Below are 20,922 nucleotides of genomic sequence, written 5' to 3'. Positions count from 1 at the left end.
ACTCGGTCTTGCAGGTTGGGCCTGAGTTCACCGCGCATTCATCAAAGCGCATTCACCACGCAATCATCGAGCATTCATCGCGGATAAGGGCGCACCAGCGCGCATTCCGGATTCAATCGCACACCGAAGCCCGGCGTGTCCGGCACTTTCATCCGTCCGTTCACAGGGACCGGTTCATCGAGCAGCAGCGGCGTAAACATCGGCACCACTTCATCGGCCTTCGGCGCCATCATCAGAAACTCGGCGAACGGCGAGTTGTGCCGCGTGACGACGAAGTGATAGCTATACACCGATGAACCGTGCGGCACCACCATCACATTGTGGGCATCGGCAAGCGCGGAGATCTTGATGAGTTCGGTCATGCCGCCGCACCAGCCCACATCTGGCTGAATCAGATCGCAGCACTCCATCTCCAGCAGCATGCGAAAACCCCAGCGCGTCGCTTCATGCTCGCCGGTCGACACCATCATGCCGCGTGGCACGTTGCGGCGCAGTTCGGCGTAACCCCAGTAGTCGTCCGGCGGCAGACATTCTTCGAGCCATTTCAGACCGTATTCGTGCGCCGCCTGCGCGAGCCGCGTGGCATACGGCACGTCCAGGCTCATCCAGCAGTCGTACATCAGCCAGAAGTCGTCGCCGACGCGGCTACGCATCTCGGCGAGCTTCTCCAGGTTCTTCCTGAGACCGGCCTCGCCTTCCGCGGGACCATGCTGCAACGGCAATTTACCGCCGATGAAACCCATCTCTTTCGCCAGATCCGGACGCGCGCCAGTCGCGTAGAACACGAGTTCGTCGCGCACCGGGCCGCCCAATAGTTGGTACACCGGTTCCTTGCGGACCTTCGCGAGCAAATCCCACAACGCGAGATCGACGCCCGAGATCGTATTCAGCACCACGCCTTTTCGGCCGTAATACAGTGTCGAGAAATACATCTGATCCCACATCTTCTCGATGTCGGTAACAAGCTGGCCTTCGAGAAAGCGCGCGAGATGTTTTTCGACGATGAATGCGCCGATCTCACCGCCCGTCGTGACCGCGAAACCGACTGTGCCGTCGCTCGCTTCAATCTCGACGACCAGCGTGCCGAGCACATTGATACCGAACGACTGGCGGCTCTGGCGATACTCCGGATAGCGCGCCATCGGCGTGGAAATGTGATCGTCGATCCAGTGTCCGCCGGGTTGATCGTGATAGTCCGCACCGCCGCCGCGGACGATAAAGGCACGCACGTGCCGGATAGTAGGCATGGCCATGGAAAGGGCTCCGTTGTTGGTGCGCAGAACGTACAGCCGAAAATGCGCCTAGCGGGCGCGGTGCAGTAAGTGTTGGGAAGACCAGCTTGAATCTGTACCGTCACGGCGCAACAACGTGCCGATCATCAGCGCCGCCAGCAGACTCGACACGCCCAATACGATCAGCCCTGCCGAGGTCGACGAAAACGCCCGTTCCGCCGCGGTGCGCAGGCTCGGCGCAATGAATCCGCCAAGGCCGCCGAGCGAATTGATCAACGCGATCCCGCCTGCCGCCGCGGCCCCCGTGAGGTAGCGCGTCGGAAATGTCCAGAACAGCGGTTGCGCCGCGATGAAACCACTGGCCGCGCAGCACAGCGCGATCAAACCGATCGACGGGTTATGCGCGAGCCCCGAGGCGCCAATGCCAAGGCCTGCCAGCACCAGCAGCGCCACCGCCCAGCGCCGGTGACCACCCGTGCGATCCGCACGACGCGGCACGTACCACGTCACGGCCAACGCACACAGCCAGGGCAACGCGGCCACGAGGCCCACGCGCAAGCCGACGGTCGTGCCGAGCAAAGCGGCCACTTGCTGCGGCAAATAGAAGATCACGCCGTAGACGCTCATCTGAATCAGCAGATAGATCGCCGAGAGCAGCAACACACGGCGGTCCACCAGCGCGGCGAGAATATGATGCGGTCCATGAGAGGAGGCGGCGCGCGCATCGTCGTCCAGTGCGCTGCGCAACAGGGTGCGCTCCTCTGCGTCGAGCCAGCGCGCGTCTTCGGGGCGGTTGTCGAGATACCAGAACGCCCATACGCCGACCAGCGAGGCCAACGTTCCCTCGATCAGAAACAGCCACTGCCAGCCGGCCAAACCCATCGTGCCGTGCAATTCGAGCAGCGAACCCGACAGCGGACTGCCGAAGATGAACGCCAGCGGCGCGCCGAAATAAAACACGCCCACCGCGCGCGCTCGCGCCGCTTGTGGAAACCAATGGGTCAGGTAATAGATCACGCCGGGGAAGAAACCTGCTTCGGCGACACCAAGCAGAAAACGCAGTGAGTAGAACGCCGTCGGCGTATGCGCAAGACACATCGCCGCCGAGACGAGCCCCCATGTCACCATGATCCGGCACATCCACGCACGCGCGCCGACCTTATGCAGTAGAAGATTGCTCGGTACTTCGAACAAAGCATAGCCGACGAAGAACACGCCCGCACCGAAGGCAAAAGCCGCATTGGACAAACCCGTATCGTGCTGCAACGCTTTCTGCGCGAAGCCGATATTGGCACGGTCGAGAAACGCCAACACGTACATCAGCAGCAGGAACGGCAACAGCCGGCGCATGACCTTTCTGTTGATCGCCTCCAGTGACGTGGGCGAATGCGGATTCATGTCGTCTCCTTCGCAGAGCATGCGGGTCGCGCTCTGCATTTTTCTACCTTCTGCATGGCTACTGCTACCGCCACGGTCCAGGTGACGCGGTGACGACTCAGTAAGTAGCGCGACCGCCTGACAGATCGAACACCGCGCCGGTGCTGAACGCGCAGTCTTCAGAAGAGAGCCAGAGAATCAGCGAGGCCGCCTCTTCCGGCAACAGGAACCGGTTCATTGGGATCTTCGAGAGCATGTAGTCGATATGCTGCTGCGACATCGAATCGAAGATCTCCGTTTTGGCCGCTGCGGGCGTGACCGCATTGACGAGGATGTTCTTCGTCGCAAGCTCTTTGCCGAGCGATTTGGTCAAGCCGATGAGCCCGGCTTTGGACGCGCTGTAGTGCGAGGCGTTCGGGTTGCCCTCCTTACCGGCCACCGAAGCAATATTGACGATCCGTCCGTAGCCCTGCTTGAGCATTTGCGGTACGACGGCGCGGCAGGTGAGATAGGGGCCGATCAGATTCACGTCGATCACGCGGCGCCAGACCTCGGGGTCGAGTTCCCACGTCGTGCCGTTACCGCCGGTGATGCCGGCGCAGTTGATCAACACGTCGATCGCGCCATGGGCGGCAACGGTTTGCGCCACCGCCTGATCCACTGAGACTTCCTGGGTGAGTTCGACCGTGACGGCCGTTACTTTGCCCAGTCCGCTGAGTTCGCGCAGGCTGCGCGCGAGGCGCTCGGCGTCGATGTCCCATAGCGCAACCGACGCGCCTGAGTTCAGCGCCCGTTGAGCCACTGCGTAGCCAATGCCGCGCGCGCCGCCGGTAATGGCGACAACCCTTCCTTCCAGATCGATTCGATTCATCGCTGTGCTCCTGTGGCAGGCCTCGGCGGCTTGCCTTTCAGTTGTTGTATTTCTGCTGTCCGTGAGGCTTCTGCTTTGGTTCAGCAAATATACGAGCGGTGCGATGCGCTAACAATCCGTGTATTGGAGGGGGTGATAACAAAAATGGATCGCCTTTCCAGATGCAAGGTATCTGGAAAGGCGCTTTGTGGTTGCTCGTAAATCAAACCTGTCCTAAGTAAATAAACCTGTCCTGGCGATATTTTGCAATTACAACTGGCCAGACTCCACGGGCGCAAGGTTGGCGTTCGCAAATAGATATGGCCTAGCAACCGTCTATCCGTTGCCTGGCTTGAGGTGTACGACATCAATGCTTGAAAGAAAATAACAAAAACTTCATCATCGAGTCAGTTCCAGGCCACTTCATTTGCCTACAGTAGGGATCTCAGATTGCAAAATCGGAACAGATTCCATGAAGTTGATGAAACGGGTCTTCTCAATCGTTGTGCCGTTATGCATCGCATTCGGGATGGCGGCCCATGCGTTCGCCGATCAGGATAATCAGGCACTAGTCCCGCAGTCCGCGACGATTCAGCGCACGCCTGAAGAGCTGCAGCAACTTGTTGCTCCCATCGCGCTGTATCCGGACCCATTGGTCGCACAAATTCTCGCGGCGGCCACACATGTGGCGGAAATCGTCGCAGCGGACCGCTGGATGCAATCGAATTCCCAATTGACGGGGGACGCGCTGGCCGCTCAAGTCGATCAGCAGGTCTGGGATGCCAGCGTCAAGGCGCTTACAGGATTTCCCGCCGTGCTCGCGAACATGGACCAGAATGTGGTCTGGACATCCTCGCTTGGCGACGCGTACCTGAGCCAGCCACAGCAATTGATGGCGGCCATCCAGACGATGCGGCAGCAGGCCAGCACAGCGGGTAACCTGAAAATCAACCAACAGGAAACGGTCACGAACGATGGTGGATTGATCAGCATCCTGCCCACCGATCCCGCAGTCGTGTACGTGCCCGAATACGATCCGTCGCTCGTGTATGGCGTGCCGGTGGCGCTCTGGCCAGGCTGGTATGGCGATCCGGACCTCTACCTTGATGGGCCGGGAATCGTGTTCGGCGTTGGATTCGATTTGGGATATTTCGGCGGCTACGGATGGGGCTGGCGACACTGGAGAACCGACTGGCATCATCAGGCGGTATGGTTCAATGGCGGCCGGTATGTGTGGCACAACCGCAGTCTCATCGACGCCAATCACTTTCACGACAACGAAGGTTTCAATCCTCCCCACGGCGCTTACGGCATGCGCGGCATGTACGGCGCGGCGTACGCGCATCTGCCTGCGGTGTCGCCGCGACAATTCGTCGGATCGCATCCGGCTCCGGGCATCGGATTGAACCGGTTCGGCGGAATCGGCCCTGAAGGCTTCGGTCGCGCAGAGTTCAGTAGCGGGCGTCCGGGCTTCGGCGCGATGGGACGCGCCGGGGTAGGACACGTGAGCGCAGGTGCCCACGGCGGAAGCGGACGCGGTTAGGCGCAGTGCGAGCGTCGCCCGCGGTCACTGTCACCGCGCCGGTTCCTGGCGGCTATTCGGCGACGCCCAAAGTCTCGCCGCATTGGCTTCCGAGTTCGCGGGCTGTTGCCCGGCTCGAATCTCTCTCGCACCATCGCCAGCTTCTCTTGCGCTGACCACCGCCGCAGCGCTCCATCGCGTGACGCCAGTTTGCCGTCTGATGGCATGCAACAGCACTGCGCAAAACACTACCTAAATAAAAGTTAATCTGCGTGGTGTCGTTCGCTTATGCTGCGCCCGCGATCATGGCCTCTGCTTACACACCTCGTCGGTTCCCGCAGGACCAGGGCGCCGACGCAATGCTCATCCGACACAGACACCTTTACATGAACGCCATTGTCCTGGTTGCCTTGCGCCGCCCCCTCACCTTCGTGGTGATGAGCATCCTCATTATCCTGTTCGGCGCGATGGCCGTACTGAAGACGCCGACGGACATCTTTCCCGCCATCCGCATCCCGGTGATCGCGGTCGTGTGGAACTACAACGGCCTGTCCCCGCAGGATATGTCCGGCCGCGTGGTCTACTACTACGAGCGAGCCTTGACCGCGACGGTGGCTAACGTCGAGCATATCGAGAGCCAGTCCCTGTACGGTGCCGGCATCGTGAAGATCTTCTTTCAGCCGGGCACCGACATCGCTGCTGCCCAGGCCCAGGTCGCATCTATCTCGCAGACCGTGCTGAAGCAAATGCCGGCGGGCATCACGCCGCCTCAAGTGCTGGTGTACAACGCGTCCTCGGTCCCGGTGCTGGATCTTCAGGTCTCCGCACCGAACATGACGGCCGCGCAGGTGTACGACATGGCGTCTAACCTGGTGCGGCCACAACTGGTGGGCGTGCCGGGCGTCTCGATTCCGAATCCGTATGGCGGCGCTGCTTTGAACGTCGAAATCGATCTGGACCAGACGAAGCTGCTGGCGCACGGCCTCTCGGCCGCCGATGTAGCGGCGGCGCTCAGGTCGCAGAACGTGGTACTTCCCGCGGGCGACCAGAAGATTGGCGGACTCGACTTTATGGTTGAAACGAATTCGACGCCTCTCAATGTGCCGACGTTCAACAACATGCCGATCAAGACGGTCAACGGCGCGACGGTCTATCTGCGCGATGTCGCCTACGTGCATCGCGGGGCGCCACCGCAGACGAACGCGGTGCTGGTGAAAGGCAAGCAGTCGGTGCTGATCCAGATCTTCAAGAGCGGCAACGCTTCGACACTCGCCGTGGTGGCGGGTATCAAGCAGGCGCTGCCCGGCATTATCCGGACGCTGCCAGCGGGCGTGAAGATCACGCCGCTCAACGATGCCTCGGGGTTCGTGCGCGATTCGGTGGCAGAGGTGGTTCAGGAGATGATCACGGCAGCGATCCTGACAGGGCTGACTGTGCTGCTCTTTCTCGGCAGTTGGCGTTCGACGTTGATCGTCGCGACATCGATTCCGCTCGCGATCCTGTCTTCGATCCTGGTACTGCACTATACCGGGCAGACGATCAATGTCATGACGCTTGGCGGATTGGCGCTCGCGGTCGGTATTCTGGTCGACGATGCGACCGTCATGATCGAAAACATCGATTCCCACCTCGAAGGGGGCGCCGAGCTGGAGCAGGGAATCATTACGGCGGCAAACCAGATCGTTGTGCCGACGCTCGTCGCGACGCTGTGCATCTGCATCGTCTGGCTGCCGTTGTTCCAGCTGGACGGCATCTCAGGGTATCTGTTCCGTCCGCTTGCCGAAGCCATCATCTTTGCGATGATCGCCTCGTTCATCCTCTCGCGCACGCTGGTGCCGACGATGGCCGCATGGCTGCTGCGCGGCCAGGTGAAAGCGCACGGGCATGAACACAACGCCAATGCGGGTTTTTTCACCCGGTTTCAGCGACGCTTCGAGCAGGGTTTCCTGCGCTTTCGCGATCAATACCGGGACGTGCTGACCGCCGCCGTGCTTCATCGCAAGCGCTTCATCATAGGCTTCGTTGCCTTTGCGGTTGCGTCGATGAGTCTGGTCGCTTTCCTCGGCCGTGACTTTTTCCCAAGCATCAAGTCGGGCGAAATCGATATGCACATGCGCGCTCCGATCGGTACGCGGCTTGAAGATGCATCGAAGATCGCGGTGCTCGCCAATGCCCAAATCCGGAAGATTCTGCCGGGCCAGGTCGCCAATCTGGTCGATAACTGCGGCCTGCCCTCCAGCAGCCTCAACCTGGCCTATACCTCCGACGGCACGATCGGTCCGCAGGACTGCGACATCACGATCAGTCTGAAGAACGAGCAGTCGCCCGTGGACGACTACCGGTTCAAGCTGCGCCGCGAACTGCCAAAGCTGTTTCCCGGCACGATATTTACCTTCCTGCCCGGCGACATCACGGCCAAGATCCTGAACTTCGGCCTGCCCGCGCCAATCGATGTGCAGATCTCGGGCCGCGGACAAGCGCAGAACATGGCCTTCGCCCAGACGCTTGCTGCACGCATCCGCAAGATTCCGGGCGCCGCCGACGTCAACATTCAACAGGCGTTCAACGAACCGACGCTGAGGATTGCCGCGGACCGCTCGCTTGCCTCCGGTATGAACCTGACCGAAGCCAACATCGCGAATAACACGCTTGCGACACTGTCCGGCAGCGGGCAGACGGCGCCGACGTACTGGCTCGACACGACCAACGGTGTCTCGCATCTCGTCAACATGCAGACGCCGCAAGACCAGCTCGCGTCGATGAACGACCTCGAGACAATTCCGATCAATCAAGGCAACGGCGGCAATGCAGGAGGACCGCAGCCGCAGTTGCTGGGTGCACTCGGCACCGTAACGCAAACGGGCACGCCTTTGCTGGTGTCCCACTACAGCATCCTGCCCTCGATTGATATCTACGTTAGCAACCAGGGGCGCGACCTCGGCGCTGTCTACGATCAGGTCGAACAGGTCGTGAAGGAGATGAATTCGCAGGTGCCGCATGGCGCGAGCGTGCACCTGCGCGGCCAGGCTACGACGATGAACAGCGCGTACGTGCAACTTCTGGGGGGACTGGCGCTTTCCGTGCTGCTGGTTTATCTCGTGATCGTCGTCAATTTCCAGTCATGGCTCGACCCTTTCATCATCATCACGGCATTGCCAGGGGCGCTCGCCGGCATTGTCTGGAGCCTCTTCCTCACACATACGACCGGTTCAGTACCTGCGCTGACGGGCGCAATCATGTGCATGGGCACGGCGACGGCCAACTCGATCCTTGTCGTGTCGTATGCCCGTGAGCGCCTCGCGGAACACGGTGATGCGATCGCCGCGGCCATCGAAGCCGGATACGCCCGTATCCGCCCGGTTCTGATGACGGCCCTCGCCATGATCATCGGGATGCTGCCGATGTCCATGAGCAATACTCAAAACGCACCGCTCGGACGCGCAGTCATTGGTGGACTTCTCGTCGCGACGTTCGCCACTTTGCTCTTTGTTCCCTGCGTATTCGCGATGATGCATCGCAACGACAAAAAAGCCACGGAGTCCCTTGTATGAACGTAAATCGCGAAGTTGCGGCCCCGAGCCGATTCCGACCCAAATGGTCCGCCGCGATCGCCGCGCTTGTTCTTGCCGGCCTTGTTGTCTACGGCATCGTCGAACGCCACGACAATGTCACCGATCTTGAATCGGTCTCCGACGAGGAGTCCGTACCGCAGGTTCAGGTGATGTCGCCTATGTCAGGGCCCGCTACGCGAACGGTCACGCTGCCTGGCAACATCAAGGCCTGGTACACCGCCCCGATCTATGCGCAGGTTTCCGGCTACGTGCACAAGTGGTACGTGGATTACGGCGCGTCCGTCAAGGCCGGCACCTTACTCGCCACAATTGACGCGCCTACCGTCGACGAGCAATACCAGACGGCGGTCGCGAATCTTGACGTGGCGAAAACCAACGGCACGCTTGCCGATGTGACGGCGCAGCGCTGGAAGGCGCTTGCGGGTACGGAAGCCGTCGCGCAGGAGGAGGTGGACGTGAAAGTCGCGGATGCCGCGGCGAAGAAGGCTCAAGTGCTGGCAGCCCAGCATGACCTCGCGCGCTACCACGCGCTGGAGGGGTTCAAGAATATCGTGGCGCCTTTCGACGGCGTCGTCACCTCGCGCGACACGGACGTAGGCAACTATGTGAACGCCGCGGGCGGTGACGTCGGTTCCCGGGGGACGGCGGATGAGCTGTTCTCGGTAGCGGATATACACAAGATGCGGCTCTTCGTTTCCGTGCCGCAGGACTATGCGGACATGCTGAAGCCGGGCCTCGAGGCGACCTTCACGCTGGCCCAGTATCCGGGCCGCGAGTTCAAGGCGACGCTCCAGACCACCGCCAATGCGTTCAACCCGCAGACGCGAACCGTCGTCACGGAACTGGTGGCTGAAAACCCGGATCATCTGATCTGGCCAGGCACCTATGCGACGGTTCGGTTTGTCGTGCCCACCAACCAGAGCGTGCTCGTCGTGCCCGAACAGGCGCTGCTGTTCCGCGACCAGGGCATGCAGCTGGCGGTCATCGATTCGGATAACAGGGTGCACCTCCAGAACGTCAAGCTCGGGCTGAATCTTGGCCAGAACGTTCAGGTGCTCTCTGGTCTGAAACCCACCGACCGCTTCGTCGCCAATCCTTCCGCGGGCACCCTTGAGGGCGAGAAAGTGCAAATCGTCAGCGGCGTACCGGGCGTCGCGCCGCAAGCGGAAGTCCGAACTGTGGCATCCGAGCCGGCGCATTCAAGCGGGAATCCGCAAGGCAACGTCGCAGCTGCCACGAGCGAGCCGAAATGATGCGTTACTTCAATCCTCGTCGCCGTCTTGCCGTCGCCACGCTCGTGATGCTGCTCGGTCCGCTTGCCGGATGCAGTCTTGCGCCGACCTATACGCCGCCGCACATGGCGCTGCCCGCCAGTTACAAAGGAACGGGGCCCTTCGCGCTCGCGCGTCCGGAAGCGCAGCTCACGCAGGGTGACTGGTGGAACATGTTCGGCGATGAACAACTCAATCATCTGGAAGCGAGCCTGAATGCCGCCAACCCCAATCTTCAGGCAGCGGAGGAAACCTACACTCAGGCGCGGGATATCGTGGGCGAGGCCCGCTCGCAGTTGTTTCCGCAGTTGAGCGCCCAAGCGGATGGATCGCGGAACCGCCAATCCGAGCACCGACTGTTCCGCGCCGTCGGAGCCGGGACGAGTGAGGAAGCTTCGCTCGGCTACCAGGCGGCCCTGTCGTGGGAGCCGGATTTCTGGGGCGAGATCCGGAATCGGACCAACTATGCGAAGGCCAACGCCCAGGCCACTGCCGCGATGGTTGCATCAGCACGGTTGAGCCTCGAAATCGAACTGGCCAATGACTATATGGCGCTGCGGGGGCTCGACTCGGAGCATGCGGTCTATACGAAAACGCTCGCCTATTACGACGAAGCGCTCAAGATCACGAAGCTGCGTTTTGCCGGGAAGATTGCGGCCGGCCTCGACGTCGAGCGGGCTCAGAACCAGCTCTCCACGGCACAGGCGGCCGATACCGACATAGAGGCACAGCGCGGCGTGCTCGAACACGCGATCGCCGTGCTCGCCGGCGAAAACCCGTCGACCTTCAGCCTGCCCGCCGAAGGACTGGCATCCCTGGCGACTCCCAAGATTCCGGTGGGCGTGCCCTCCGCCCTGCTGCAACGGCGCCCCGATATCGCACAGTCCGAGCGGCAAATGGCGGCAGAAAACGCGGCGATCGGCGTGGCGCGCGCGGCGTTCTATCCGAACATTCAGTTGAGCGCCAATGCGGGATTCGAGGACGACGCCTTCGGCGGCCTCGCTTCCCTGCCCAACAGCCTCTGGTCGGTTGGCGCATCGGCCGTGCTGCCGCTGTTCGAGGGCGGGCTGCGCAGAGCCGAGGAACAGCAGAGCAAGTCGGCGTTCACGCAGGCCGTAGACAATTACCGCGCGACCGCGCTGGAGGCGTTTCGCGAGGTCGAAGACCAGCTCGTGCTGACGAACAGTCTTGTCTCGGAGAACACCCAGCAGCACGATGCGCTCACGGCTGCGCTCAAGGTGCAGGATCTCGCGCTGCGCCTCTATACCAACGGTCTGGACAACTACCTCAGTGTGACGGTCGCGCAGGCTGCCGCACTGAGCAGCGAGCTTGCGAGCGTTCAGGTGCAGACCCGTCAACTACAGGCAGCTGTCGGGCTGATTGGCGCAGTGGGCGGGGGCTGGAGCACGGCGGATCTGCCGACCTCGAAACAGACGATTCCCTTCAATCCGCTTGCGCTTCACCAGGCGCCAGGTGACGTTCGCGAACCGAATTGAGGATGCGGCCTGACCGGCTTTGACCGGTCCGTAAAAACCGCGCTCCCGATTTATATAGATTAAGCATCCTGATTATCTATACACACTACGCAGTAACTCAAATCAACTTATCGATCGCGCTTTAATCACAGGTAAAGGATTCACGATGACTGATCTGTCTAAACGCAAAGTTCTGGTCGGCGCTACTGCATCGGGGGCCGCCCTCGGCGTGGCCGCCACCGGCAAAGCAGTTTCGTCCGGCAACCCGGACCGGCCGCCCGAAGGCCAGATCAACGCGAAGCGCCCTACCAGCCTGAGCGACCCGTGCGCGCAAAACCCGACGCTCGCGGACCAGTTCCCATCGTTCCAGAATCCGCCGGCCGACGTGAATGGCATGCCGCTCTTCTGGATTTCGTTCAACAACGCGCACACGCGCTGTCAGAACGGCGGATGGGCAGGTGAAATGACGCAGGACGACTTTGCGATTTCGGAAGACATCTCGGGCGTCAGCATGCGTCTCGCGGCCAACGGCGTGCGCGAGATGCACTGGCACCAGCAGGCCAAGTGGGCGATCATGATGGACGGAAAGGCTCTGTCAGGTTCGCGAGGTGATCACGGAAGACTGCGCGATGGAGAAAACAAAATCGCTTGACAACGGTGATCGCTTTCCGGCAGCCGCAGCGCCGCGCTGCTCGACGTATCCGACCTCGACGCGTTGATCGAACACCTTGAGCTGTTGCGCGCGCGGATGCGCCCCGAGGTGTCGCGCCGGCATCGTCACATGGTCGAAGTCGATCCGTGCTGGTACACCGGAAAGCATCCGCTGTTTGACGGCGCGATCGTGCTCCTTGCCCGATGCTGAAGATCGTCCGCCTCGCGAAGACCGCCCTTGCGCGGTGGCCCAGGCCGGGTTGCGCAACGGAGTGCGGGCAACGGGCAGAACACCCGTTGCCCATCACGCATCAGTGATGTGCATAGACTGTCTTGTTCAGATAGGCGAGCTGGCCGTCCTGCTGAGCCTGAATCAGCTCCTGCTCGACTTGTGCGCGGGTCTTTCCCTGCCGGTTGTCATCCGGCGAGACCCATGCTGTTCCCTGGCTCGCAACCGACTGCAGTGTCATGCCGGTATTGGCAGGCAATGATGGTTGCTCAGACGTGGCCGGTTGCGTCTGCGCGAACACAGTACCCGACGACATGACGATCGTGGACGCGGTGATAAAGAAGATCAGTTGCCTTTTCATAAAGCCTCTCCAGACGGTGGATCGCATTGCGAATTGGTGGCGATGAGTACGTCTCGCCTGAACCAACAATACGAGCAGCGCGTTAACGCCCCGGCCATCCGAACGTGAAATAAAAGTCATCCGGCCTTCTGGCGATTTTCCCGTCTGCATGCACGACGTCGTCTAAAACAACCTTCATCTCTCTAAGGCCGTTCTGCGAATTCCACCCTTCTACGCTGTATAGCGATCATTTCGTGTTCCACGTCCACTGCGACTGGATGCCCATCGAAAAATTGAATTGGACGGGTGGTCGCGCGGTGAATCGATGCCCGCTACATCGTCAGATGCCGAAGAGGGATTGAGCGTGTGATTAGCTATGCGGTGAGGATGATCTCGATGGATTGCGGTGTTGAGCAGTGCCAGATCGCGAACTGAATGCTCATTCCAGCACTTCGCGGAAAACCGCCAAAGTGAAAAAATTCATTACAAATTCCTCATGTGTTCGTCAGCTTTTCGGTAACGACCAACAGGTATCCTTAAAGCGGACTCCGACCTAATTGAACCCGCAACCAGCCATGTCCAAAGTCAAAACTTTCGTTGCTACCGCCGCCCTTGCTGCTGCTTCACTATCCGCTCACGCAGGCACGATGGATTCGCCCGGCTTCTGGACCACGCCAACCGTTCACGACTACGGCAAGATGCACTTTCTGCCGAACGGCGCGTTCAAGCCTCAGCCGGGGCACACGTATAAGGTGGTCTTCTCTCTGACGCAGGGGGCCAAAAATCCCGATCAGGTGAGCCCGGCGCTCGATCACGTGGCACGCGCGGTGAATCTCTACGTGGCGTCGGGCGTGCCGTTGAGCAAGCTTAAATTCGTCGCGGTCGCTTCCGGTTCGGCCACGTCACTGGTGCTCGACGATGCGCACTATCGCGCGCAATTCGGTGTGCCCAATCCCAATCTGCCGTTGATTGATGCACTGAAGAAGGACGGCATCACAATCGCAGTGTGTGGCCAGGCGATGGCAGAACACCACTTCGAGTACAACTGGATCGACCCCAGAGTGACGCTGTCGCTGTCCGCGCTGACCACCGTGACCACCCTGCAGCAAGCGGGTTACGCGTTTATGCCGCTCTAGTAATCTGCGAATACATCAATATGGCTACGCTCCCATTGGAATCGACGACTGTCGACACCCGACGTGACGACGCACTTCGAAGCTGGCGACTGGCCGGTGTCGCTCTGACTGTCACACGCTTCATACAAGGGTTCATCTATTGGGGCGGTGGCTCACGACGCTTCATTTATGGGCCAGGCAAACTGGATCCGCACGCACCGCACTGGATGGCCTACAAGTTTCAGACGGCGATGCCAGGTGCACTGTTCGGGCTCGATCATCTGATCGCATTCATGCTCCAGCATTTCTACCTGCTTTACGTGGGCGTAATAGTGTTCAGCGCGGTAGAGCTGGTGTTCGGGCTCATGTTGATGGTTGGGCTGCTCACGCGTCTGGGGGCGCTCGTTTCCATGTTGCTGTCTGTGGTGCTGATGGCACTGTTCGGCTGGCAGGGGCGACCTGCATCGATGAGTGGACCATGGCCGCCTGCAATCTCGCAATGGGCACGACCTTGTTGCTGGCTGGCGGCAGCGCGTATTCGATAGACAACGTGCTGCTTCGTATCAGGCCGGCTCTTTCCGGCAAGACCTGGTTTCAATGGATGGGCGGCAGTCTGCCGCTACCGCAGAGCGATCGTGCGTTTCGCACTCTCGCGTTGGCGTTGTTCGTCTTTGTCGCGGCGTACAACATTGGCACCTACAGTTACTTCCGCGGTTCGGTGGTGACGCCCTTTCACAGCGGTCCGGTTAGCCCGACCGTTCACCACCTGACGATGCGAGACGGAAAATTGCTGGCGGACGGTCAAGTCAGATTCCACGTGTATCTGGACGCGGGCACACCCGAAGCGCCGGTGCATGTCGTCGAAGCGGCATTGCTGGGCCCGGACCGGACGGTCATCGAGCACTGGGATGCTTCCGTTCTGTCGAAGTTGCCTAAGGGCGCGTTCTCCAATGATTTCGCCTATAACCAGTTTGCCGCAGGCCCATACGGCATTCGTGCGTCGATGGGTGCAGCCGCAACGATCACTTTGCCCCCTGTTCCTCACAGCAATGTGTCGCCTGGGACGCGCGTCACTTTGAGGCTGACCGACGTGGATGGACGGTCGTTTACGGCCCAGCTCCAAAGTATTTCTTGAGCAATTTGGCACTGAATTTTCAGGTAAAGCCCGTGCTGACGATGTCTTTGGTGGAACCCCAGCCAACTGTATCCATCACAGTTGCGGAGTATGGTCAGGCCATGGCGAGAATTGTGTGGAAACGGTGCGCATTGCTCAAGGCAATGCCAGTCACGCCGAGCACGGCGCCAACCGTCATGAGCAGGCCGAGGAAGCCCATCGCAAAGGCAAGACGGGCGCGGATCGAAATGTTCGAGAACATAGATGCCTCAAGGCACAACAAGTGGAACGGGAAAAATGTCGCGCCGGGAAAGCACGTGTGGTCACTGGGCTTTACCGAAATTGAGCGGAAATATGAAGGGGGAGATTTGAACTTGAGCCGTTTCGAGGGCCTCGATCCGTCCCGTGTGCTCGGATCGGCGCGCGCGATCAAACCGGAAATATCGGGTATCCGCCATAGGGGATACCCTCTTTGCTAACGGATCATTGCGTCTCGACGGCCTGCGCTTCGAATATGACGTGTTGTCCGAGTTCAGTCCACGCCTGGGCCATCGGCAGATAACGATCCTTGATCGCGCCGCGCCTGATCTTCATGGTTGGCGTGAGCAAGCCATTGTCGGACGTCCAGGTATCCGCGACGACCACGGCGAAGGCGAGTTTCTCGTGATCTTCAAGCGTGTCGTTGACGTTGTCGAGCATGCTGCGCAGCTCGGCACGCAAGGCATCGTACGCCGAGACGTCCTGAAGTTCGCCTCTTGCAGCGGTTGACAGCATTCGAGCAGCCATCTTGGCCAGCGAGCTCCCGGCCATTCTGGCCATCCGTCTGGATTCGTCAAGAGGTCGACCATTCGGGCGTGCAACGCCCTATGCATATGATCTGCCCGGTCCTTATCCTCACCGTTGACCATGAGCGGACTTCTGTCAATCGCCCGTAACGAGATGTGCACGAGTCTTTAACTTGATTTCCGCGAGCAGATCGTCGAGCAGCGGAACCGACAGTCGCCAGCTTTGCCAGTAGAGAACCGAATCGAGGCGTTCGCCCGGCATCACTTCGATCAGCCGCCCCGTCTTTATGCATTCGTCGACCATCGGCAGGGGAAACATGCCCCATCCCAAACCGGCTTCGCACATTCGTAGATAGCCCGCCACATTAGGTATCCAATGCATGGGCGGCCTGAGTTCGACCCCTGTGACGCGTTTCAGAAATCGATACTGAAGCGCGTCATTCCTGTAGTACGAGAGACAGGGAGCGTCTCCTAGCGAATTCCGATTCGCGCCGCCCCGGAAGTGGGTTTCAAAGAAATCCGGCGAACAGGCGGCAACGTAAAGCATGCGCCCAAGCTCGACCGACCGGCATCCCTGCACAGGCTCGGCCATCGTGGTAATTGCCCCTTGCACACCTCCGCTTCGCAGCGTCTCAACCGTGTGATCCTGGTCTTCGACGACAAGGTCGAGCAGCGCTCCCCGCTCCTTGCAAAATGAACCGATCACGTCGACGAACCACGTGGCGAGACTGTCTTCATTTACGGCAATACGCAGAACTGGCCGAGTCGCTGCAACGACACCTGCAATGATCGGCAGCTGTTGTCGCAACTCCGCTTCCAGCCACTGAACGCGTTCAGCATGGCCGCATAAAGCAGCCCCAGCCAAGGTTGGAATGCACGGCTGCCCTCGCTGCACAAGAACAGTTCCAATCCGTTCTTCAAGCAGCTTGATGCGATGGGAGATTGCGGGCTGCGTCAGGTTCAATTCCTTCGCCGCGCGGTCAAATGAACCGCATCGGATGACAGTCCGCAAGGCCTCCAGCAGTGCATAGTCGAGCATAAATTTCCTTTATGGACGATTCGATAATTTCATTTTATTTATTCTACCTGCGCGCTCAAACTTCAATGGCACTTTCGACGGTGAGTTGACGCGGCTGACACCGCTCACCTTCACTGCAACATCGTTTGGACCGTTGACCCACCATGAGCCATGTTATGCACAAGCATCCGAAGTTAATTCGCGAGGTAGTACTCGGGGAACAGAACCTTTCCGTCGCCGAATTTGTTGCCGTCGCCCGTTACAACGCAGCCGTCGTGTTTTCCGATGCATACAGGAAACGCGTTCACGAATCGCGCGCCCGGGTGGAGACATTTCTCAGCGAGAACAGACGCGTGTACGGGGTAACGACAGGTTTCGGAGACAACGTCACGCGAGTGGTGTCACCAGCGGAAGCGCGAACATTGCAGAGAAACATCATCCGTTCGCACGCCGTTTCGGTGGGTGCTCCGCTCGAGCCTGAGTTGGTCCGCGCAATCCAGCTGGCCATTCTGAACAGTCTCGGCAAAGGGTTTTCCGGCGTCAGACTTGAGCTTCTCGAACAGATCGCGGCTCTGTTGAACAATGGCATCATCCCATACGCACCCGGAGAAGGATCTGTCGGGTATCTGGCTCCTGAGGCTCACCTTGCATTGGTGCTGATCGGCGAAGGGAAGGCGTACGTCGACGACAAACTGGTGAGTGGAGCGGAAGCGCTCGAAAGCCGCCGCCTCAAGCCATTGGAGCTGGAATGTAAGGAGGGCCTGGCTCTCATCAATGGAACAACTTCTGTTACCGGGATCGCGACGTTGTCCCTTTTCAACGCCATGGAGGCATCGAGGGTTGCAGACGTCACTGCCTCGATATCCCTGGAAGCCCTACGGGGAACCGTTCGAGCATTCGATGCGCGATATCACGCGGTCAAGGCCCATCCGGAGCAGGCGCAAACCGCGCGTGTGATCAGCGCGCTCCTGGAAAGCAGTGACATCGCGAAGGCCAATATCGATTACCGGCTCCAGGATACGTACAGTCTCCGCGCGGTCCCTCAGGTTCACGGGGCAAGCAAGAAAACGATTTTTGACGCGCAGACAAGCATTCTGAACGAACTGGCATCGTGCGGCGACAACCCGGTTGTGTATCCATTGGAAGAAGATGGCATTGCAATCTCCGGCGCCAACTTCGATGGAACGTATGTTGGCATCGCATGCGACTCACTCTGCATCGCAATGACCAATCTCGCGAAGATTTCTGAGCGAAGGTGCGACCGGATGATGAACTCGCACTTCAGTGAGCTCCCTGCATTCCTCGTCGACAACCCGGGCCTCAATAGTGGCTTCATGATCGCGCAATACACTGCAGCCGGCCTGCTGGGTGAAATGAAGATTTTGTCCCACCCGGCGAGCGTTGACTCTGTTTCAACCTGCGCGAATCAGGAAGATCCGGTCAGCTTTGCTTATGGCGCCGCAGTTAAGGCCTACCGGATTTCCAACAAACTCAGCTATGTAATCGCCATCGAACTGATGGCCGCATTACAGGCCATTGACTTCCATGGCGTGCAACGAGCGTCACTTTCGACGCGAGCGGTTCACCAGTTGATCCGCCCTGAAGTCCAGTTCTTTGCAGAGGATCGGTTCTTCCAGCCAGACATCGAGTTCATCAACCGGAAGGTGACCAGCGGTGAGATCGTGGCCGTTGCATCCGAAGCTGCGGGCATTGTCCTCTGATGGTCCGTGTGCCAGCCATAGACGATCTGCCGGATGGCCGCATCTTTCTTACGTCACGGAATGGGGTACTGCGAGGCGCTGCTTTTCCGCGACGTTCAACACTCAACGGGAACATGGTTATGAAACACACCTGCAACGCGTTCGGCTTGCTGTCTGCAAGCTTGCTGATCGCCGTCTCACCGCTTTTCTCTACAACGGTCGAAGCGAAGGACTGGAAGAGCGTAACGATTGCCACTGAGGGTTCGTATGAACCGTGGAACCTGACCCGTTCCGACGGTCAACTCGATGGATTCGAACCACAGCTGATACGGAACATTTGCGCGCGCATCAAGATCGAATGCAAATTCGTCACGCAGGACTTCGACGGCCTGATTCCGGGTCTGCGTGCCGGCAAGTTCGACGTGTTGATGGACGCACTGTCGATCACGCCGGAGCGACAGAAGGTTATTGCGTTCTCGCGACCCTATGCGTCAACGCCAGCTGCGTTCGTGTCGGTTGACTCGAAAATCTTGCCCAAGCCGGTTGGCCAAGGCGCACTCGTGAAACTCACCGGCGACAATAAGACCGACAAGCAGACCGTTGACGAGTTGCGAAAATATCTGAAAGGTAAAACGATCGGGATCCAGTCCGGGACTATTTATACCGGGTTTGTATACGATAACTTCAAGGACATCGCGACGATTCGCGCGTACAAGACCGCACCTGAACATGACCTCGACCTGGTCGCCGGTCGCATCGACGTTGCGTTCGACGACGCCACGTATTTTGTTTCGGCGCTCGCCAAGGCGGACAACAAGTCGCTTGGATTTACGGGTCCGAAGATTGGCGGATCGATCTGGGGGCCTGGCGAAGGGCTTGGCTTCCGCACGGCGGATTCTGATCTGAAAGCAAAATTCGACGCCGGCATTGCCGCCGCACTCGCGGACGGTACGGTCAAGAGCCTTTCTGAGAAATGGTTTAAGGTCGACGTAGCGCCCTAAAGTATTGCATCGTCACCTTTTGACGCGGCGGTTACACCGCCGCTGTTTCTCGGCTCGCAGGTGGCGAGCGGCGAGTTCGCCAAAACTCTCCCCGCATGAGACCAAGGGACAAGTGGGTCAAGCAACGAATCTCTCAGAGAGGCCGCTAAACAATCACCGGCGAGCGACTCGAAAGAATGAATAATCGATGCGCTCTAAAGCATGCCGATCAGGTGGCGCCTGGTCGAGTGCTGGGAACGGGTCGACGACTTGCGGTCCCGAGCCTCGTTCGGAAGCAGTTCTTCGCTGAGCGCGCAACACGACAAGTTGCGGATGCCCGCAGTCACCGATCAAGCGGCGTTCAGGATTGCGAGTCGACTGGCCGCTTCCTCGTGCGGAAGCGACGTCTGAATGTCCGAGCGTCGATGCGGTCGAGGACGCCTTCTGGCCGGCTGGCGTCCTTCGTGTCGACGCCGACTGAACCGCGGCGAGCGACGGGACTGAACCCCGTGCCATACTTGCGGATCCTCTCGCCCATATGTCAACGACCGTGATTACCGCCCTTTCCGCGTCCATCGGCTTTAACTTCAACCCGCTCGACCGCCGCTCCGACAAGCGGGACGACCACGCCTTCTTCGAGCATCTACGCAGCGACCCGGCCGCGCGCTTTCTCGTCTTCGACGGCGACGTCCCCTTGCTCAAGCGAGGCAGCGAGTATGACCCGTGGTTCGTCGCCAGCGAGACCGCTGCCTTCGGCCAGCCGCTTCATAGCGTCTTCCTCGGGGAAGACACCGACGGCAGCGGACGCTTCGCGCTCGGATTCGCGCTCAACCTTGCGCCAGAGGACCCATCGCCTGGCACCGGCTATGACCGCATCGACCTCCGCTCGCTCGCGCTGCAAGACCTCGTCGCTGCGGGAGCGCTCGGAATACTGGCCGAGGCGAAGTCGATGCTCGACTGGCATCGGCGCCACTCCTTCTGCGCAAACTGCGGCTCCGCAAGCCGCGTCACGATGGCCGGCTGGCAACGCATCTGCGATGTTTGCGGCGCACGCCATTTCCCGCGGGTGGATCCAGTCGTGATCATGCTGGTGATAGACGGCGAACGGTGTCTGCTCGGACGCCAGCACCATTTCGCCCCTGGAATGTACTCGGCGCTTGCTGGTTTCGTTGAACCGGGCGAGACCGCGGAAGACGCCGTGCGTCGCGAAGTGATGGAGGAGGCTCGCGTGAAGTGTGCACAGGTTGTCTACTTCGCGTCGCAGCCGTGGCCGTTTCCTTCATCGCTGATGATCGGCTGCTTTGCGCAGGCGAGCGATACCGACATCGTCGTCGATACAGACGAACTCGAAGACGCCCGCTGGTTCTCACGCCAGGAGGTTGCGGCGATGCTCGCGGGAACGTATGCGGACGGGCTGTCGACGCCCAAGCCGTTCGCCATTGCCCATCATTTGCTGCAGGCGTACGTCGAGAAGGGTGGCGCGGTATTGCTCGGCTGAGCGTCCCGCAAAAGAAGCGCTGGCAATTGCACGGAATCACCTGGGACCGATTCTCGCCGCCCCCTAAGCTTATCCCGTCAGCCCGATTCGAATGAGGCGCGACGACCCAGAACTGCCGTTGAATTCCTCACACCTTCGTGACCGCTTCCAAAGTGCAACGGACGCTCGTCGTGCCAAGTGATCGGCGAGTTTT

At 59.9% G+C, this 20,922-nt stretch carries 16 protein-coding genes and 2 pseudogenes; 11 read left to right on the top strand and 7 right to left on the bottom strand.

The genetic code is table 11. The features are described 5' to 3' along the window. Positions 1–74 precede the first annotated feature (74 nt). The 3 genes from rhmD to P0D84_RS27175 form a co-directional block, all read right to left on the bottom strand. Positions 75–1,253 (bottom strand): L-rhamnonate dehydratase, encoded by a 1,179-nt coding sequence (gene rhmD / locus P0D84_RS27185; protein WP_408341741.1) that lies wholly within the window; start codon positions 1,251–1,253, stop codon positions 75–77. A 48-nt stretch (positions 1,254–1,301) separates the two neighbouring features. Then, positions 1,302–2,630, bottom strand: coding sequence for an MFS transporter (locus P0D84_RS27180; RefSeq protein WP_408341740.1), 1,329 nt, complete (start codon positions 2,628–2,630; stop codon positions 1,302–1,304). A gap of 97 nt (positions 2,631–2,727) precedes the next feature. Then, entirely contained in the window at positions 2,728–3,480 is a 753-nt protein-coding gene (locus P0D84_RS27175) for an SDR family NAD(P)-dependent oxidoreductase (RefSeq protein WP_408341739.1), read from the bottom strand. Positions 3,481–3,931: 451 nt separating this feature from the next. Here P0D84_RS27175 and P0D84_RS27170 point away from each other — a divergent pair, with 451 nt between their 5' ends. The 5 genes and pseudogenes from P0D84_RS27170 to P0D84_RS27150 form a co-directional block, all read left to right on the top strand. Beyond that, a complete protein-coding gene (locus P0D84_RS27170) occupies positions 3,932–5,002 on the top strand; it encodes a DUF3300 domain-containing protein (RefSeq protein WP_408341738.1) in 1,071 nt (356 codons plus the stop codon). 365 nt (positions 5,003–5,367) lie between these two features. After that, positions 5,368–8,532 carry an efflux RND transporter permease subunit gene (locus P0D84_RS27165; protein WP_408341737.1) on the top strand — a complete coding sequence of 1,055 codons (3,165 nt, stop codon included), beginning with the start codon at positions 5,368–5,370 and terminating at the stop codon, positions 8,530–8,532. Next, positions 8,529–9,806: an efflux RND transporter periplasmic adaptor subunit gene (locus P0D84_RS27160; RefSeq protein WP_408341736.1), complete on the top strand. Its 1,278-nt coding sequence runs from the start codon at positions 8,529–8,531 to the stop codon at positions 9,804–9,806. The genes P0D84_RS27165 and P0D84_RS27160 overlap by 4 nt, the downstream gene beginning before the upstream one ends. After that, positions 9,803–11,320, top strand: a complete 1,518-nt coding sequence (locus P0D84_RS27155; RefSeq protein WP_408341735.1) for an efflux transporter outer membrane subunit — start codon at positions 9,803–9,805, stop codon at positions 11,318–11,320. Before P0D84_RS27160 ends, P0D84_RS27155 begins: the two co-directional genes overlap by 4 nt. 145 nt (positions 11,321–11,465) lie before the next feature. Then, positions 11,466–11,888: pseudogene (locus tag P0D84_RS27150) on the top strand (cupin); the annotation flags it as partial. Between the two features lie 373 nt (positions 11,889–12,261). On the opposite strand, the gene P0D84_RS27145 reads toward P0D84_RS27150, so the two are convergent. Beyond that, entirely contained in the window at positions 12,262–12,540 is a 279-nt protein-coding gene (locus P0D84_RS27145; RefSeq protein WP_408341734.1) for a DUF4148 domain-containing protein, read from the bottom strand. Between the two features lie 554 nt (positions 12,541–13,094). Between P0D84_RS27145 and P0D84_RS27140 the strand changes: the two genes are divergently transcribed. The 3 genes and pseudogenes from P0D84_RS27140 (at position 13,095) to P0D84_RS27130 (ending at position 14,769) form a co-directional block, all read left to right on the top strand. Next, positions 13,095–13,655, top strand: coding sequence for a DsrE family protein (locus P0D84_RS27140; RefSeq protein WP_408341733.1), 561 nt, complete (start codon positions 13,095–13,097; stop codon positions 13,653–13,655). Between the two features lie 20 nt (positions 13,656–13,675). Further along, a pseudogene (locus tag P0D84_RS27135) lies at positions 13,676–14,154 on the top strand (TQO small subunit DoxD); the annotation flags it as partial. Next, positions 14,134–14,769 (top strand): TQO small subunit DoxA domain-containing protein, encoded by a 636-nt coding sequence (locus P0D84_RS27130; RefSeq protein WP_408346028.1) that lies wholly within the window; start codon positions 14,134–14,136, stop codon positions 14,767–14,769. The pseudogene P0D84_RS27135 and the gene P0D84_RS27130, both read left to right, overlap by 21 nt. Before the next feature lie 94 nt (positions 14,770–14,863). Here P0D84_RS27130 and P0D84_RS27125 read toward each other — a convergent pair whose 3' ends face one another. From P0D84_RS27125 to P0D84_RS27115, 3 genes are all read right to left on the bottom strand, one after another. Next, the gene (locus P0D84_RS27125) at positions 14,864–15,010 is read right to left on the bottom strand and encodes a Tar ligand binding domain-containing protein (RefSeq protein WP_408341732.1); all 147 of its coding nucleotides are present in this window, start codon (positions 15,008–15,010) and stop codon (positions 14,864–14,866) included. Between the two features lie 221 nt (positions 15,011–15,231). Further along, on the bottom strand, positions 15,232–15,522 hold the full coding sequence (locus P0D84_RS27120; RefSeq protein ID WP_408341731.1) for a hypothetical protein: 291 nt from the start codon (positions 15,520–15,522) through the stop codon (positions 15,232–15,234). Positions 15,523–15,669: 147 nt separating this feature from the next. After that, positions 15,670–16,572 carry a LysR family transcriptional regulator ArgP gene (locus P0D84_RS27115; RefSeq protein ID WP_408341730.1) on the bottom strand — a complete coding sequence of 301 codons (903 nt, stop codon included), beginning with the start codon at positions 16,570–16,572 and terminating at the stop codon, positions 15,670–15,672. 155 nt (positions 16,573–16,727) lie between these two features. Between P0D84_RS27115 and P0D84_RS27110 the strand changes: the two genes are divergently transcribed. The 3 genes from P0D84_RS27110 (at position 16,728) to nudC (ending at position 20,729) form a co-directional block, all read left to right on the top strand. Beyond that, complete coding sequence (locus tag P0D84_RS27110) at positions 16,728–18,272, top strand: HAL/PAL/TAL family ammonia-lyase (protein WP_408341729.1); 1,545 nt, start codon at positions 16,728–16,730, stop codon at positions 18,270–18,272. Positions 18,273–18,385: 113 nt separating this feature from the next. Continuing rightward, positions 18,386–19,252 (top strand): transporter substrate-binding domain-containing protein, encoded by an 867-nt coding sequence (locus P0D84_RS27105; protein ID WP_408341728.1) that lies wholly within the window; start codon positions 18,386–18,388, stop codon positions 19,250–19,252. A 517-nt stretch (positions 19,253–19,769) separates the two neighbouring features. Beyond that, complete coding sequence (gene nudC, locus P0D84_RS27100; RefSeq protein ID WP_408341727.1) at positions 19,770–20,729, top strand: NAD(+) diphosphatase; 960 nt, start codon at positions 19,770–19,772, stop codon at positions 20,727–20,729. Positions 20,730–20,922 lie beyond the last annotated feature (193 nt).

The sequence above is a fragment of the Paraburkholderia sp. RL17-337-BIB-A genome, assembly GCF_046025895.1.
Lineage (GTDB): Bacteria > Pseudomonadota > Gammaproteobacteria > Burkholderiales > Burkholderiaceae > Paraburkholderia > Paraburkholderia fungorum_C.
This window is presented reverse-complemented; position numbering and strand designations above follow the sequence as displayed.